Annotated in this window: 10 protein-coding genes and 1 pseudogene; 1 reads left to right on the top strand and 10 read right to left on the bottom strand. The window is 60.3% G+C overall.

Annotated elements, in window-relative coordinates:
- Window positions 1-8: 8 nt before the first annotated feature.
- Entirely contained in the window at window positions 9-1,505 is a 1,497-nt protein-coding gene (locus BMZ66_RS16840) for an amidase (protein WP_092676335.1), read from the bottom strand.
- Between the two features lie 225 nt (window positions 1,506-1,730).
- Between BMZ66_RS16840 and BMZ66_RS16835 the strand changes: the two genes are divergently transcribed.
- Complete coding sequence (locus BMZ66_RS16835) at window positions 1,731-2,087, top strand: glyoxalase superfamily protein (protein WP_092676333.1); 357 nt, start codon at window positions 1,731-1,733, stop codon at window positions 2,085-2,087.
- 4 nt (window positions 2,088-2,091) lie between these two features.
- Here BMZ66_RS16835 and BMZ66_RS16830 read toward each other — a convergent pair whose 3' ends face one another.
- The 9 genes and pseudogenes from BMZ66_RS16830 to carB form a co-directional block, all read right to left on the bottom strand.
- Window positions 2,092-2,838: a LytR/AlgR family response regulator transcription factor gene (locus tag BMZ66_RS16830; RefSeq protein WP_092676330.1), complete on the bottom strand. Its 747-nt coding sequence runs from the start codon at window positions 2,836-2,838 to the stop codon at window positions 2,092-2,094.
- Window positions 2,838-3,971 (bottom strand): sensor histidine kinase, encoded by a 1,134-nt coding sequence (locus BMZ66_RS16825; RefSeq protein ID WP_092676327.1) that lies wholly within the window; start codon window positions 3,969-3,971, stop codon window positions 2,838-2,840. Before BMZ66_RS16825 ends, BMZ66_RS16830 begins: the two co-directional genes overlap by 1 nt.
- A gap of 36 nt (window positions 3,972-4,007) precedes the next feature.
- Window positions 4,008-4,604: pseudogene (locus BMZ66_RS26550) on the bottom strand (DUF7010 family protein).
- Window positions 4,605-4,718: 114 nt separating this feature from the next.
- The gene (locus BMZ66_RS16815; RefSeq protein WP_092676324.1) at window positions 4,719-5,669 is read right to left on the bottom strand and encodes an alpha/beta fold hydrolase; all 951 of its coding nucleotides are present in this window, start codon (window positions 5,667-5,669) and stop codon (window positions 4,719-4,721) included.
- A 219-nt stretch (window positions 5,670-5,888) separates the two neighbouring features.
- Complete coding sequence (locus BMZ66_RS16810) at window positions 5,889-7,406, bottom strand: pectate lyase (protein ID WP_234795136.1); 1,518 nt, start codon at window positions 7,404-7,406, stop codon at window positions 5,889-5,891.
- Between the two features lie 360 nt (window positions 7,407-7,766).
- Window positions 7,767-8,588, bottom strand: a complete 822-nt coding sequence (locus tag BMZ66_RS16805; RefSeq protein WP_092676317.1) for a TolB family protein — start codon at window positions 8,586-8,588, stop codon at window positions 7,767-7,769.
- An 85-nt stretch (window positions 8,589-8,673) separates the two neighbouring features.
- Entirely contained in the window at window positions 8,674-11,211 is a 2,538-nt protein-coding gene (locus tag BMZ66_RS16800) for a zinc-dependent metalloprotease (protein ID WP_234795135.1), read from the bottom strand.
- Between the two features lie 871 nt (window positions 11,212-12,082).
- A complete protein-coding gene (locus BMZ66_RS16795) occupies window positions 12,083-12,439 on the bottom strand; it encodes a hypothetical protein (protein WP_092676314.1) in 357 nt (118 codons plus the stop codon).
- A 621-nt stretch (window positions 12,440-13,060) separates the two neighbouring features.
- Entirely contained in the window at window positions 13,061-16,291 is a 3,231-nt protein-coding gene (carB, locus tag BMZ66_RS16790) for a carbamoyl-phosphate synthase (glutamine-hydrolyzing) large subunit (RefSeq protein ID WP_092676311.1), read from the bottom strand.
- Between the last annotated feature and the right edge of the window lie 89 nt (window positions 16,292-16,380).

The following is a 16,380-nucleotide window of genomic DNA, read 5'->3' as shown; positions in this document are numbered from 1 at the left end:
CCCATGAATCAGTCCAGCAGAGCTGGGCGCCGGGCAAACCAAGGCTGAGCTTGCTCCAGCTGCCCGGCCAAGCGAAGAAGCACGTCTTCGGCTCCCAGCGGGGCAATGAACTGCACGCCGCAGGGCAGGCCATCGGCGGTCCAGTGCAGGGGGACCGACATGGCCGGTTGCCCAGTGAGGTTGGCCACTTGGGTGTAAGGTGTCTTTTCCAGGCTTTGCTCGGCCAGCTTCTCTACAATGCCAGAGCGCCGGATGAGGCCGCCCAGACCGAAAGTATTGACCAGCTTGAGCAGGGTTTGCTCGATGGGTTTGGGCTGCAGCTCGCCTATGCGCACGGGCGGCGTGGCCAGCGTGGGCGTTAGCAGCAGGTCGTAGGTTTGGTGAAAGCGGCCCATGCGGCGGGCGCTGTCGTTCCAGGTGTGGCGAGCGGCGGCGAAGTCGGCGGCCGTGTAGGTGCGGCCCAGCAAGCCCAGCAGCCAAGTGGTGGGCTCCACATCGGCGGGGCGGGCGGGGCGGCCCAGCACTTTGGCCAAGGCGACAATGCTAGCGCCCGTTTCACCAAAATACAGCATGAGAAAGGCGGCTGCCACAGCGCGGCCGTCGAAGGGCAATAGTACTTCCTCCACGATGTGTCCCAACGACTCCAAGAGCGTAGCGGCGCCCCGCACGGCCGTGGCGCACTCCGTATGCAGCGTGCTGCCCAGCGGGTGCCCCAGACTAAAAGCAATGCGCAGGCGGCCGGGCGGCCGGCTGACTTCTTCCAGAAAAGGCCGCACGGGGCCGGGCAGGAAATACGGTGCGCCCGCATCGGCGCCGTGCGTGGCATCGAGCAAGGCGGCGCTGTCGCGCACCGAGCGGCTGAGCACGTGTTCCACGGCCGCGCCTTGCCATTTCTCGCCCTGCTCGGGGCCAGTTGGGACGCGGCCCCGGCTGGGCTTCAACCCAAATAACCCACAGCAAGCCGCCGGAATTCGGATGGACCCGCCGCCATCGCCGGCACCGGCCACGGGCACGATGCCGGCAGCTACGGCCGCCGCCGCGCCACCGCTGGAGCCACCGGGCGTATGGGCCAAGTGCCAGGGGTTGCGGGCCGGCCCAAAAAGCGCGGGCTCGGTTACGCCCATCAGGGCAAATTCGGGAGTGTTGGTTTTGCCCAGGATGTTGAGCCCCGCCACCTGCCAGCGGCGCGCCAGTTCGGCATCGGCGGCGGGCACGAAGTGGCGCAGCGCCCGGCTGCCCGACGTGTGCGGCACGCCCGCGTACTGCGCCCCAAAGTCTTTAAGCAGAAAGGGCACCCCGCCGAAAGCGCCGGCCGGCAGCCCCTGGCTCGCCCGCTGCCGAGCTGCCTCGTACAAAGGCAAGACAACTGCATTCAGTCGAGGATTGACTGCTTCGGCGCGGGCAATGGCGGCCTCGCACAAGTCGGAGGCCGTGAGCTGGCCGGAGCACACCAGAGCAGCCATGGCCAGGGCGTCGAGTTGGTCGTATTCGGAGGCAGAAATCATGGCTTAAATGTAGCAAAGTTCTGGGTCAGCCATTTTCTTACCCCTTAGCGGCAAACCTCGACCATTTTCTTAATTCCTATATGACTTCCAGATGGATATGCCACAGATAAGTTCACTGGGTTTAGCTGGATATCGAATAGAGAAGTTTCAATATCCCATGAGCAGGTAACTAGACTTGTAAGTACTATCATTAGTAACTTCGAAGATTCTACCCTTCTAACGCATATGGTAACACCTATATTCCACGTTTTTGACTATCATCAAGCTTACGAATTTTACATTGAGTGGCTGGGGTTTCACCTCGACTGGGAAGACCGGCCCGCCACCGGGCCGCTGTACATGCAGGTATCGCGGGGCGACGTAGTGCTGCACCTTACCAGCCACCACGGCGACAGCTGCCCCGGCTCGAAGGCAATTGCTGAAATAAAGGGCCTGGTGGCGTACCACTACAGGCTGGTGCAAAAAAACCATTCCTTTGCGCGCCCAGGGCTGGAGAAAACCAGCTGGAGCGAAAAGGTAATGCAGACCGAAGTCGTCGACCCCTTCGGCAACCGCTTGGTTTTTGTAGAGGCCTGCGCCTAGCGGCTCATAAGCTGAGCAGCTCCCGAAAGCGCACCGACTGCTGCCGCGACACTTCTACTTCGGGACCGTCGCGCAGGGTGAGGCGCAGGGTGTTGCTGAACCAGGGCTCGATGCTGGCAATCCATTTCAGGTTGATAATCTGCTGGCGGTTGACCCGGAAAAATACCTTGGGGTCGAGCCGGGCTTCCAACTGCTGCAGCGTGCGGGGGATGAGCGGCCGCTGGTCTTCGAAATGAATGCGGGTGTAGCTTCCGTTGATTTCAAAGAGCTTGATGTCGGCTAGCTTCACAAACCAGCACCGCTCCCCGTCCTTCACAAAAACCTGGTCTTGGGCCGTGAGCGGGGCTTGGGGCGGGGCAAAGGGCGGCTCATCGGGCGCGGCCTCGGCGAAAGCGGGCGCCCGCAGCCGGGTTCTGGCCTTGGCCAGGGCAGCAGCCAAGCGCGATTCCTGCACGGGCTTGAGTAGGTAGTCGAGGGCATTTACCGCGAAGGCCTGCAGGGCGTACTCGTCGAAGGCGGTGGTGAAAATGACGTGCGGGGCCGCGTCCAGCGTGGCCAGGAGCTCGAAGCCGGTTTGGCCGGGCATCTGCACGTCGAGCAGCAGCAAATCGGGCCGCAGGGCTTCTATCTGGGCGCGGGCTTCGTCGGCGTGGCGGGCCTCCCCTACCACGTTCACATCGGGGAAGGCCTGCAGCAGGTGGCGCAGCTCGGTGCGGGCCAGGCGCGAATCATCGACCAACAGCACTTTCATTAGGCGTTCAGGAATTGGGGCGTTGAGGCGGTGGGGAGCTGCATGGCAGCGGGCGGCGCCACTGCGCCGGGCTGCAGCGGCAGGCGGAGCTCGGCGGTCACGGTGTCGGGCTGCAGCGCGTCGGGGGCAATGCGGAAGCTGGCGCGGGGCCCAAACAGGAGCTGCAACCGCTCCTGAACATTGGGCAGGCCCACGCCGGTGTGGTCGGGGGCGTTGGGCGTGGGCTGGTACTGGCCCGGGTTGCGCACGGTAATGAGCACCTGCTCCGGCGCTCCCAGCTGAGCCCCTACATAGATGCTGCCCCCGCCCGGCCGCGGCGTGATGCCGTGCTTAATGGCGTTTTCGACCAGCAGCTGCACTGTCATGGGCGGCACCAGCACGTCGAGCGTGGCAGGGTCCACGTCCAGGGTGTAGTGCAGGCGCTCTTCCAGCTGCAGGCTTTCGAGGGCGAGATAATGCACCACAATCTCCAACTCGCGGGCCAGGGGCACCTGCTCGCGGCTGTTGAGCTGCAACGAATACCGGAGCAAGTCGGACAGGTGCGTCATCATCTCCCGGGCGCGCGCCGGGTTTTCCAGCACCAGCGCCCGGATATTGTTGAGGCCATTGAAGAGAAAATGCGGATTAATCTGAGCTTTGAGTGTACGCATTTCGGCCTCGCGCACGGCCGCCGCCAGCTTCCATTTGTCGATGTCGGCCTGTCGGTAATTGTCGAGGTAGTGTAGGCCGAAGTACAGGCCCGTCCAGAGCCAGAACACGAAGTTCATGTTCAGGGTGTATAGCAGCAGGTAGCTGCTGCGAAACTCCGCTACCGTGAACACCCGCAGGCCGTAAATCATGACCAGAGTTACAAGGCACTGCGTCAGAAAAGCGACTGTTAGGTTCAGGGGCAGCAGCCGGAACAGCACCTGGGGCACCGACAGCTTCAGCCAGCCGCCGCGCCGGATGAGCGCGCGCAGGCCGTGGGTGGTAGCGATGTACACACCCATCATAAAGACCTGCGTTTGCACACTCGCCAGCGAGAGCTTCTGCCCTACCATGGCCATAATGAGCAGCCCCAGCGCCCCAAATATGCCCCAGCAGCCTATTTGCAGGGCCCAGTATAGCCGGCGACGGGAAATGCGAATCGACATGAATAAGGTGCTAAAGGCAAGGAAAACCCAGGGCGGCTAAACGCTACTGAAGGCCGATACCGGCTCAAGATAGAGCTTCGCATTCTGTTTGTAAGCAATGACCAGCAGCGCGCTCAGCACCACCATAGCCCCCGCCACAAACCCCGGAATGAGGTAAAGCTCCTGCGGGCCGACCCGCAGGCCCAGCAGCATGGCTCCGACCGAAATGACGCCAGCCATGTAAGCGAAGGCTTTGGTGCGGTAAAACCAGGCGTAAGGGAAGAAATGTGCGCCGGTTATAATGGCATAGGTCATGATAAAATGCTACGGCTGCTTTGAGTACATGAACATCAGAATTGGGAAGTAGAACAGCTGCGCGAAATTCAGCCACAAGCCCAGCGGCTGCAGCGGGTTGTCTTTGATGGTCCAGTTGGTCTTAAACACCTTAGACATGGCCCAGGCCAACGGCAACATGAGGCCCCCAACAAAAAAGGTAATCATTCCGTTTTTGGCCGGGTGGTTGGGCTGCAGCCACACCACCGCGATAACAGACCAGATGATGCTGGCGGCTACTATAAAATCAATTCCGTTTTTAGCCTTCACCGACAGTTCCAGTTTCAGGGCGGTGAGGTCGTTCTCGGTTATCGTTGGCATGGCAGGCGGAAGGTATTCTTTGCAGGTAAATGCTGAAGCGAAAAGGTGAGGATGGGTGACGCACAAGCTGGCTAGCCAGCGGCAGTGCATCGGGAGAGCATCACGAAATTATTGTTATTTCCGAGCCACACTGCTTTGCTTTAGAAAGCCATCGGTTTGGGCAAAAAACCACGTTGTGTCGTCGTACATGAGGAAATGTCGACCCGCCTCTGACATTTCGATGCGCGCCTGGGGCAGCTGGGCAAATTGCTGCGTGAAGATGGCCCGGGTGCTTTCCTTGGTAGAGCCGTATTGCTTGTAGGCCGCCCAGGCTCCCAGCACCAGCACGGGCTGCTGCACCCGGCCGAGGTCGGCGCGCAAGTCGGTGGTGTACATGTCATACATGGCCTGGGCCGTGGTGGCGGGGTCCGACGCCGTGCCCCAGCGGGCTATCTGGCTAACGCGGGCCGTGTCGATAACCAGGCTGGCTATCATTTGGCGCTGGGCCGCGGCGGGCATGGGGCCCTGCTTCACTTGGTTGCGGAGGCCGGCAGCCATGGTTTTGGCCGCTTCCAGGGTAGCCCCTGGGGACTGAACGCCTGCCAGGAAAGGCAGCGAGTCTACAATCACGAGGGGGCCCAGCGCATCGGGCTGGGTGGTGCTCAGCCACAGGGCCAGGAAGCCGCCCAGGCTATGCCCTACCACGGTGGGCTTATTCAGCTTTTGGGTTTTGATGTAGGCCAGGAGCTGGTCGCGCACAGCTGGCAGCAGCGGGTCGACAGCGGGGGCTGGCGCCGTGCCGGCAAAGCCCGCCAGCGATACCACGTGGCACTGGTAGCGCTGCTGGAAATGGGCTACTACTTCGTTCCACACTTCGCCGGGGCAGTTGAGACCGGGAATGAGCAGCATGGGCTGGCCCTTGCCCACTACCCGCACCGTGAAGGTGGGATGAGCAGCAGGATTGTCGGCCACCGGCGCAGTGGCCTCTACGGCAGCCGAAGCTGGTGTGGCCGCCAGTACCGGGCCAGCGGTTCCGGCCATTAAAAGCGCAGCAATCAGAAAGCGGGTGAAAGCAGAAGGTTTCATGGAGTAAGTGGGGTTATGGGTGATTGAATGACCCAAACTTACCGGCCCATTTCAGCTACCGAAACACAATTTCAGCGAACGGTAAACCGGCCCGCTGAACGGTTGGAAAACCGGCTGAACGGATTAGCGACATACCGCCTCAAAAACGACACTGGCCCCAAGCCTTCCGAAGAAGCCCCGAGAGCCGATGAAATATTGAATGGTCGCGCTTAGTACCGCCTACTTCTTTTTGGTTTTCGGCGCGGGAGCCTTCTGCCCACCGGCCGCTGGCATTACCAGGCTATTGAGGTAGTTCTCCAGGTTGGTGTAGCCGTTGGCGGCGATAGTTTGGCGGTCGGCGGGGTTGTTGGGGTTTAGGCCGTTGGCCTTTTCCCAGGCATCGGGCATGCCGTCGTGGTCGGTGTCGGTGGGGGCAGTTGCGGACTTCAGCACGGGCCAAGCCCGCTTCGTTACGCTGTAGGGCGTGCCGTGGGGGTAGTGGCCCTGCACGTCGATGATGGTGCCCGTTCCCGCCCGCACCTCGCGCACAATGCGCTGGTCGAGTGTATCACGCCGCGGCCGAATGGCGCCGGCGCCTTGCAGCACCGCCTCAAACGCTGCTGCCGCCGGCTGCAGCGCCAATTGCCCGATGGCGAAGGGCTGGTCGACTTTCGACAGCACGGTATCGGCGGGAGTGCCGCCGTTCATCGCTACGCCGCGCCAGTTGCGGGCCGTCACGGCGGGGGAGCCGGCCACGTAGTTGCCGGTCAGGTAAAACTTGCCGTAGGGCAGGCGGCCCGGCTCCTTGTCAATTTTGTAGGGGTTCAGCACCTGGGCGCGCACTTTGGTGGCGGTGTTCGGGCCGGGCTTGTAGTAGTTGTTCACCACGTTGTAGTTGCCGCCCTCGCCAGCGTAAACGTTGTTTTCGCCCCAGTTGTAAATGACGTTGTTGGCAAAGTCGCAGTTCTCGAACCCCGCCGGGTGGGTGTAGCGGCTCCCGTTGAAACGGGGCGTGCGGCTTTTGCAGTGCGCAAACAAGTTGTGATGAAACGAGGCGTGCTGCCCGCCCCAAATGCCGCCAAAGCCGTGGCGCTCGAAATCCTCATCGCCCCGCTCGAAATGATAGGAGTAGTTCAGCGGCTCCGCAATGAGGTTCCACTGCAGGGTAGTGCTATCGCCCTCATACACCGACATGGCTTCGTCGGTGCTCCAACTCATCGAGCAGTGGTCGACAATGAGGTGCTTAATGCGCTGCGCTCCGAAGGCATCGTCGCCCCCTGCGCCGTGCACGAAGCCTTGGTTTTGGTTTTTGTCGCCCATGCGGAAGCGGATAAAGCGCACAATCACGTTGTTGGCCTTCACCGACACAGGGTAATCGGCCAGGCAGATGCCGTCGCCGGGCGCCGTTTGACCGGCAATGGTGGTGTTGGGCTTGCTGATGTTGAGCGGCGCAGTCAAGTGAATGGTGCCCGATACCCGAAATACCACCGTGCGCGCTGCCGCGGTCTTGCCGAGGGCATAGCGCAAGCTGCCGGGCTGGTTGTCGTCCTCAAGGTTGGTAACCTCAAACACTGTAGTCGGCACTGTTGCTGAACCCCGCCCGCCCGAAGTGTATCGCCCCGCTCCTTCGGCTCCGGGGAAGGCCACCGGCCCCTGTGCCTGGCTCAGGGCCGGAGCCAGCAGGCCCAATAATGCCAGCACATAGCCCGACGTATTTAAACTTAAGACAACAGGAAACCCAACAGAAACACGTAGCATAGAGCAGAAATAAATGACGACTTACCGCAGCCGGAGCAAGCACACGCCCCTGCGGAAGCGCCTCACCCATAAAAACCGAGCCAGCCTACAGGCCTACTTTCCCGTGCTGCGGCCACTTTGAGAGCTACTGTGTACGGCTGAGATGCGCCGGTGGCATCAACTTTCTGTAACGTAAAAAGCAAACGGGCATGTCGCCCGCTCAACTCCAAACACCCTCTCTAGACAATGAAACCAACTGCTGCAAGGGCAGCCTTAGCTAAGCTGCAGCGCCGGCTGAGCGGCTGGCACACAACTCAATCAGCCACTGGTGCAATGGTTTTGGATATTTCAAGCACGCTCAATTGTGATTGACTCGTTGCTTTATTCCTCAACTACTACCGCCAGCTTATCATTGGCAGCGTTGATGGCCAGTCGGCTCATTTTCTTCAGAGTGGGCATTGCTCCTTTTAGGGTCACAGGCTGCCAATTCTGGCCACTACCGGGCTTTCGGCTGTAAATCTGCTCGCCGTTGCTCATCAGCATCAGGCCATTGCTGGTCCAGGCCACGTCCTCTGCTCCGGTTAGGGCCGGGGCGAGGGTCGTGACGGCTTGGGTTTGGGTGTCGAACCGTCGAATGAGCCACGTACCATCCGGCGCGTGTTCCAGGAAGCTGATAGCCGACTGGTTAGGGATGCGTTTCAGCGAGCGCCCAATGTTGCGGGCAATGATGGTATCGCGCCCCGTTGCGAGGTCGTGAAAGTGCAGCTCGCTTACGGGCGTAGCCAGCACGAACATCAGCAGGCGGGTTTGGTCAGCCCAGGCATGATATCCGACTTTGAGGTTGTCAATCAGCACCACGGGCGGGCCGCCTGCCAGTGGATATTTGCCCAAGTCCTGCTGGCCATTGTCGCGCTGAATGATGCAGGAGAGAAACTGCTGGTCCTCAGTCAACGTCGGTGAATACTCCCGCTCGGGCGTGGCCGTAATCTGCTTGGTCAGGGCCGTGCGGTAGTTATATGACTTCAGGTCGGTGCGACCACCCTCGGCGCTCGACGTGTAGTAAAGAACCGGTTGAGTGGCGTGGAAAAAGGGCTGGTTGTCGTAGCCTGGATGGGACGTGGCATTGCGCGGTTTGGTAAGCACCACGTTGCCTGCTTTCACCGAGAGGTCGAACAGGTAAATGTCCGTGCTCGGCTGAGCCATTGCAGACAGGGAGAACAGACAGCAGCAGAAAACAATGAGCTTTTTCATTGCATAAATCAGTAGTAGTAAGCAAAAAAAGCCTGAACTAGTCCATAAAGCTCATCCCCGGCATGCCAATGGGCGCGCCGGGCGGCATGTCTACCGCAGGCGCGGGCGTAAAAGCAGTCGGGTTGGCTCGGAACCGCTCAATCTGCGATAAGCCGAACAGCAGGTTGGCTTGCTGGGGTGCTTTGCCCCGCTTGGCCTGGCTGTGCATCCACCGTTGCAGGCCATCCACCGCGAGCAAGGCCTGCCCGCGCACGCTGGCCGGCGCTTTCGCGTTGGCCGCCAGCTGCAGCAGGTGCTGCAGGGCGAGGTTGTTCACTACCGTTTGCACAGCCCCGGCGTAGCCGGTTTCTGGCCGGGCGCGCCACGTGCGCGCCAGCAGCTGCTCCACCACCGGCAGAAAGCCGGGCTGCTTGCTGTCGCGGGCCTGGTATTCAATCAGGCGAGCGGCACGCTGCGGGTTCAGAAGCGAGGCAATGGTGGGGCCAGCCGCCGCTTCGGCCGCCGCCAGCGGGTCGAAGGTGGGCCCGGTGTAGCGGCCGAAGGTTTCCAGCGTGGCCGGGTAGCCCGATGGCCGCGGCGGAATCTTGGCAATCAATGCCTCGGGCAGTTGCAACGCGGCCGGCGAAATGGTGGCAAGCAGCGCATCGAACGCCTGCCACTGCACGGCCGGGTCCACCATCTGGGTGGGCGCCTGGCCGTCGTTTTTCACGGCGTGAGTGAAGTACTGCCCACCCAGGGATTTGGCCACGGCCTCCACCTGGTAGCGGTGCAGCAGATAAATCGGCACCAGCACTTCTTCCAGTGTGGCCAGGGGCGCATCCGGGCGAATGGCTTTCTCGGAAAACTTGTCGAGCAGTTCTCGGCGCACCGTCATCAGCGTAGCCAGCTGCGCTACGGGGTCAGTGCCTTCGTCCCACTGGTTGGCGGCCGGGTGAGCGTAGCCGCCAATGTCCGGAATAAAGCGGTGCCCCTGTTGCAGGGTTTCCTGCATGATGCGGTCAAGCGCCTGCTTTTCGTCGGTGCCCTTGGGGAAGTCGGCGTAGCCCCACAGCACCGCGCGTTTGTCCCAGCTGCCGATGCCGGTGGCGTAGGCCTGCGACACGTCGAGTCTACCATCGGGCTGCCAGGTGAAGCGCGGGAACGGGTAATCCATCACCGAAGCCCGCTCCTTGGTGCTGGCCGTGAAGTTGTGGTGTATTCCCAGCGTGTGGCCAATTTCGTGAGCCGACAACTGCCGGATGCGCGCCAAGGCCAACTGCTCCATTTGGTCACTCACAGGCTTGCCGTCTTCGTAAGGCTGCAGCAAGCCCTCCGCAATAAGAAAGTCCTGCCGGTGCCGGTCGGCCCCCAACGACACCACCCCTTTCAGAATTTCTCCCGTGCGCGGGTCCACGTAATTGTACCCGTACGAGTAAGCCCGCGGGCTACCAGACCGGTTTATCCAGTTCACCATGTTGTAGCGGATGTCCATGGGGTCGGCCCCGGTCGGCAGCTCTTTTATTTGAAAGGCATCCTTGAACCCCGCTGCCTCAAAAGCCTGGTTCCACCAGGCGCCGCCTTCCAGCAGCGCTTTTTTGATGGCGGGTGGCGCGCCCCGGTCTACGTAGTACACAATGGGCTTCACGGCTTCGCTAACAGGCGCGGCCGGGTCCTTCTTCTCGAGCCGGTGCCGGACAATAAACCGTTGCGCCAGCGGCTGGCTCATGGGAGCGGCAAAATCCAGATAGCTGAAATCCTGAAAGCCCGAGCGGGGGTCAAACTGCCGAGGCCGAAAGTTCTTGTCCGGCAGCTCAATAAAGGCCTGATGCATCTGCACAGTCACGGCATTCGGGTCCGGAGCCAGGGTTGGGTCGGAGCCCCGGCCGGGCGTACTCGTGAACGTGACCATGGCCTCAAACTCCGTGTTTTTGGGGAAGTTGCGGGTGTTCTCCAGGTACACCGCCGAGCGCGACTCATCGACTCTGTAGCTGCTTGCAGGCCCGCTTCCGGGCCCGCCCATCAGGCTGGCGCCGGGCCCCTGATAGCCGCTCCGGCCCAGTCCTTCGGCAATCTTCTGGCTGTCGCGTACCAGAAACGGGGTCAGGTCTATTAGCACTTTCGTGCCTTCGGTAGCCACCGGCACAAACCCCCAAATGACCGATTTAGCAAAGGCGTTGTCAACGGCCTGTTGTTCATCCGCGTTGCCGTTCACGGCTCGGTACTCGTAGTTGGGCTCAATCAGAAGGACCTTCCCTCCCACTCGGATGAACTTGGCAATAGCCGCATTACTCTGGCCTCTTTCGATGCCTTTGCCTATGCTGCTGGCCAACGACCCGAAATACAAAAACTCCTGGTCAAGCCGGTCAACTTCCAGCAGAATTCTGCCCGTTTTCTGCTCGTAGTAAAACGGAAAGTAGCCGTCAAACTTCTGCATGCCCTTGGTCATCGTTGCCAACACGCCCACGGGTTGGCTCACGGCCGCACGGCGCGCCGGTGCTTTAACAGTTGTCGCCCGTTGAGCAAGAGCGACTGGGCCACACAGGGCCAAAAGACCGGCCAGCGCCGGAGCATATGGATTGAGTAACACGTATTTCATGCACAAGTGAGTAAGGAACGCAGCCAGGCAAGATTACAATACTTTCAGCAATGAATCATGCTTGGGCTGGTTTGGCTAGAACCCGGGCCCATTCTACCGTGGCAGTAGCGGCCCGGAACCTGTCCTTACTTCTTTATCCCTCTTTCGACCTCAAGCGGCAACTCGCGCTTTATGGGGCGCGCTTCAATCCTAACTCTATTCAACACCGTTAGCCCTGGGCCACAGAGGAGCAGGAACACGAAACAGCCGTACAGAGCTGAAACCTGACAAAGACATTGCTAGCCATGTCGATTCAAGTGGTTACACAAGCAAATGCAGCGTTTCAGTTAGTGTTTTATTTTATCTGGAACAGCCACACGGCCTAGAAGCTGCTGAACCAACCGGAGCAGGCCACCACAAGCACCGGGTAGTACCCGTTAGGCCATGTAGTAAAAGCGGAAAGAGAGGCCTCCACCGCCAGAGCAGCAACTACGGATTTACTTGAACCACTGTGGCTGTTGCGAAATCTCCCTGGCGGGCGGAATTCATTGATTTGCCCAGGTAGCCCCTACCTGCCCAGGTAAGCTCCTAGAGCCTCCTTGTTAGCTAGACGCACTCGCTTTTGCGAAACCAACGCAGGCGCTGAGCAGCTTCTGCCACAGCCACGACCGTTTTCTTGAACGTTGATTGACGCCTTGCTGGCTATTTTCTGGATTAGCCAATAGCCTCCCGGAACGATTCTTAGCACTAAGTAGCTCCCGAACACCAATAAGTCGCGGTGGCGGGTAACGGTGCGCTCGTAAGAAAACGTGGGCACCAACGCCTAGCTAATCATTTGTGCACGCTCCGCACGCCGGGGCTGTGGGCTTGGCACCGGCTCGCCGGCAACCCGCTAGTGTTCAACTAAGCGGACTACGGTCTTAGGCGGGTACACCGCGAAACGGGCTTCTTGTTTGACGAGGGAGGCGTCCGCGTCTTCGGCCCAGTAAACGTGCCGGACTTCCCAGCCAATGCGCGTCGTGTCCGCGCCCCCGATTGCGCGCCCCGGGGTGCTGCCCCGCCCGGCCGCGGCCGCAGCCGAATCCTGGCGCGTGTAGGGCTCCACGTCAAACCCAATGGATTTGTAGGCGACCGGGTTGGGGAGGCTGGCCTGGACCTCTTCCCTCACCAGGGACTCGGCAACTTCCTGGGGGGAGGGGTTGGCGCAGCCCGCCAACCCGCTTGCTAAGAGCAGGTAATGAATTTTCATGCCGCCAAGCTACGAAAAAGCACCGGCCCATGAAACAGTCGGGACTGCCCCATTCTCATTCTCACTCAGCGCTACGCAAGGAGAAATTATCAGCAGTAAAAAGAGCGGTGTGAGGGTAGCTGCGCGGGCATAGAGAGGGAGGTGAATGAGCAGGCAGGCAAGCGGGCATCTAAATGGGTAGGCACCGCCCGCTTTCCTGATTAAAAATCTTGATAACCAACTACTAGTAAAAAAGATACAGCCAACGAAACACGTGACCAGTGAAAACGGCTGAATCCTGATTGCCTTTCAAGACTAATGCGAATGCCTCAGCCTGCCGCTGCACGAGAGCCGCGACCATGCATATTACATGGACGTCGAAGGGGAATGGTTTGTCGTGTAGCGCTTACGGACAGCCTTGCCCTCAGCTGTATATCCTACAATTTCACTGAGCAGGACAGCTCCGCCTGCATGCTATTGCTCAACTTTAGCACCCAATAAGCAAGCTTCATAAAGCTTTGAGGGGGCCCCGCGATACAGCGGCTTTCACCACGGGTATGTCGTCCGCCACGAATCGCCCATCTTGTTTCATGCGCGACACGAAGATGGGTTTGAGCTATGCGCGGACTCACAGAGTCCGCGCTACATGGCCTTGTACTCGTTCCAGCTCTTAATCTTCAAATCCTGCAGCTCCAGCGTGCAGAAGGCCTGAATGAAGGCCTTGGCCAGCCGCGCATTGGTCAGCAGCCCGACGCCGAAGTCCACGGCCGTGCGGCGGATTTGGTAGTCGTTGTCGAGCTCGCCTTTCGAGAGGTTTTTGGGGATGTTGATGACCAGGTCGATTTTCTTCTCCTTCAGGTACGTGAGCACGTTGGGCTCCTGCAGCTCGTCGGGCCAGAACACGAGGCGGCTGGGCACGCCGTTGTCGGCGAAGAAGCGGTGCGTGCCCTGCGTGGCGTAAATGGTGTAGCCCTTTTTGACCAGCAGCTCGGTGGGGGCGAGCAGGGCCACCTTGGAGATGATGGGGCCGCCGGAAATCAGCACCGACTGCTGCGGGATTTTGTAGCCTACGCTCAGCATCGCTTTCAGCAGCGCTTCCTCGGCCGTGTCGCCCAGGCAGCCGACTTCGCCGGTGCTCACCATGTCCACGCGCAGCACCGGGTCGGCGCCGGGCAGGCGGGTGAAGGAGAACTGCGGGGCCTTCACCCCCACGAAGGGCAGGTCGTAGACCCGCTCGCTCTCGTCGCGCGCCACTTTCTTGCCCAGCAGCACCTGCGTGGCCTTTTTAATCAGGTTGTGGCCCGATACTTTCGACACGAAGGGGAAGCTGCGCGAGGCCCGGATGTTGCACTCAATCACGCGGATGACGCCGTTTTTCTCCAGGAACTGGAGGTTGAACGGGCCGCTGATTTGGTAGCGCTTGGCTATTTTTTCGGCGATAATTTTCAGCTTGCGAATGGTGCCCACGTACACCCGTTGGGGCGGGTAGTACATGGTGGCGTCGCCGGAGTGCACGCCGGCAAACTCCACGTGCTCGGAAATGGCGTAGCTCACAATATCTCCTTTGTCTGCCACCGCGTCCAGCTCAATTTCCTTGGCTTCCTGAATAAACTCCGACACCACTACCGGATATTCGGCGCTCACGGCCGTGGCGGCTTTCAAAAATTCCTCCAGCTCGAAGTTGTTGGAAACCACGTTCATCGAGGCGCCCGATAGCACGTAGCTCGGCCGGATGAGCACGGGGAAACCTACTTCCTTCACAAATGCAATCATGGCATCGAGCGACGTCAGCTCTTTCCAGCGCGGCTGGGCGATGCCCAGCTCGTCCATGATGCGGGAGAACTTGTGGCGATTCTCGGCTGCGTCGATGCTGGCCGCGGTGGTGCCGAGAATGGGGGCGTTGGCCTCTTCCAGGCGGGTGGCGAGGTTGTTGGGAATCTGGCCGCCAGTGGAGAGAATCACGCCGCTGGGCTGCTCGTAATCCAGGATGTCCATCACCCGCTCGTAGCTCAGCTCTTCGAAATACAGCCGGTCGCTGACGTCGTAGTCGGTCGAAACGGTTTCGGGGTTGTAGTTGATGATGATGGTTTTATAGCCTTCCTCCGCGGCGGTTTGCACGGCTTGCACCCCGCACCAGTCAAATTCCACCGAGCTGCCGATGCGGTACACGCCGGAGCCGAGCACCACCACCGACTTCGCGGTTTCGGGTTCCAAGTCGTTTTCGGTGCCGTGGTAGGTGCTGTAGAGGTAGTTGGTTTTGGCCGGGAATTCGGCCGCCAGCGTGTCAATCTGCTTGATGACGGGCAGCACGCCCAGCGCCTTGCGGCGGGCGCGCACCCGCAGCTCATCGGCCTTCACATCGCCTTCGCCGAGCAGCTTTACCGCAATTTGTTGGTCGGAGAAACCCGCTTTTTTGAGGTCGCGCAGCAAGCCGGTTTCCAGGCCATCCAACCCATTTACGCGTCCTTCGGCAAGCTTATTACCGAGTAGGAAAATGGTGTAGAGACGCTGCAAAAACCAGTGGTCGATGCGCGTCAGCGCGTGCACTTGCTCCAGCGTATAGCCAGCTTCAAACGCGTCATTAATGGCGAAGATGCGCTCTTCGTTTGGCTCGTTTAGCAGCTGGTCTATCGTGGTGGCATCAATGTTTTCGGGCTTGTTGGCCACAAACCCGCGCCTGCCGGTGTCCAGCATCCGCAGGCCTTTCTGGATGGCTTCCTCGAAGGATTTGCCGATGGCCATGACCTCGCCCACGCTCTTCATGGCACTGCCAATCTGCCGGTTTACGCCCTCGAATTTGCTCAGGTCCCAGCGCGGCAGCTTGACCACTACGTAGTCCAGGGCCGGCTCGAAAAAGGCCGACGTGGTCTGCGTCACGCTGTTTTTGAGCTCCGACAGCGAGTAGCCCAGGCTGAGCTTGGCGGCCACAAACGCCAGCGGGTAGCCCGTGGCCTTCGAGGCCAGGGCCGAGGAGCGGGAGAGGCGCGCGTTCACCTCAATCACGCGGTAGTCCTCCGAAACGGGGTCCAACGCGTACTGAATGTTGCACTCGCCCACGATGCCCAGGTGGCGAATGGTGGCGATGCCGATGGTACGCAGCTTGTGGTACTCGCGGTTGCTGAGCGTTTGGGACGGGGCTACCACGATGCTCTCCCCGGTATGGATGCCGATGGGGTCGAAGTTCTCCATGTTGCAGACCGTGATGCAGTTGTCGTACTGGTCGCGCACCACTTCGTACTCCACTTCCTTCCAGCCCTTGAGCGATTCTTCCACCAGAATCTGGTCGGAGGTGGTGAAGGATTGCTGGGCCAATGCCCGCAGCTCGTCCAGGTTGTTGGCGAAGCCGCTGCCCAGGCCACCCAGCGCAAAGGCCGCTCGCACGATGATGGGGAAGCCGATTTTCTCGCCGGCGGCCAGCGCGTCTTCCATCGTCGTCACGGCCACGCTACGGGCACAGTGCACCCCAATCTGGGAAAGCTTATCCTTGAAAATATCCCGGTCTTCGGTGTCAATAATCGACTGCACGGGCGTGCCCAGCACCTGCACGTTATACTTCTCGAACACGCCGCCGCGGTACAGGGCCACGGCGCAGTTCAGGGCCGTTTGGCCGCCGAAGGCCACCAGAATGCCATCGGGCTGCTCCTTTTTGATGACTTCCTCCACGAAGTAGGGCGTCACGGGCAGGAAGTACACGTCGTCGGCCATGCCGTCGGACGTCTGCACGGTGGCAATGTTGGGGTTGATGAGGACGGTGCGGATGCCTTCCTCTTTCAGGGCCTTGAGCGCCTGCGAACCGGAATAATCGAATTCCCCGGCTTCGCCGATTTTCAAGGCGCCGGAACCGAGGACGAGAACTTTGTTGGGTTTGGTCATTTTAAGGGTTAGGTAACAGACCGTTTTTTGAAGTGGTCATGTTAAAAAGAACTTCATGCAGAGCGCAGCGAAGCATCTCGCCCGCTTCT

The organism is Hymenobacter arizonensis (assembly GCF_900115775.1).
In the GTDB taxonomy this organism is placed as follows: domain Bacteria; phylum Bacteroidota; class Bacteroidia; order Cytophagales; family Hymenobacteraceae; genus Hymenobacter; species Hymenobacter arizonensis.
The sequence above is the reverse complement of the archived record's forward strand: the minus strand, read 5'-3'. Positions and strand labels throughout refer to the sequence as shown.

Bases quoted from the DNA above. Each gene is read 5' to 3' on its own strand.
- BMZ66_RS16805 (WP_092676317.1), bottom strand. From the start codon at position 8,588: ATGGCTCAGCCGAGCACGGACATTTACCTGTTCGACCTCTCGGTGAAA.
- BMZ66_RS16795 (WP_092676314.1), bottom strand. From the start codon at position 12,439: ATGAAAATTCATTACCTGCTCTTAGCAAGCGGGTTGGCGGGCTGCGCC.
- BMZ66_RS16840 (WP_092676335.1), bottom strand. From the start codon at position 1,505: ATGATTTCTGCCTCCGAATACGACCAACTCGACGCCCTGGCCATGGCT.
- carB (WP_092676311.1), bottom strand. From the start codon at position 16,291: ATGACCAAACCCAACAAAGTTCTCGTCCTCGGTTCCGGCGCCTTGAAA.
- BMZ66_RS16830 (WP_092676330.1), bottom strand. From the start codon at position 2,838: ATGAAAGTGCTGTTGGTCGATGATTCGCGCCTGGCCCGCACCGAGCTG.
- BMZ66_RS16835 (WP_092676333.1), top strand. From the start codon at position 1,731: ATGGTAACACCTATATTCCACGTTTTTGACTATCATCAAGCTTACGAA.
- BMZ66_RS16815 (WP_092676324.1), bottom strand. From the start codon at position 5,669: ATGAAACCTTCTGCTTTCACCCGCTTTCTGATTGCTGCGCTTTTAATG.
- BMZ66_RS16800 (WP_234795135.1), bottom strand. From the start codon at position 11,211: ATGAAATACGTGTTACTCAATCCATATGCTCCGGCGCTGGCCGGTCTT.
- BMZ66_RS16825 (WP_092676327.1), bottom strand. From the start codon at position 3,971: ATGTCGATTCGCATTTCCCGTCGCCGGCTATACTGGGCCCTGCAAATA.
- BMZ66_RS16810 (WP_234795136.1), bottom strand. From the start codon at position 7,406: ATGCTACGTGTTTCTGTTGGGTTTCCTGTTGTCTTAAGTTTAAATACG.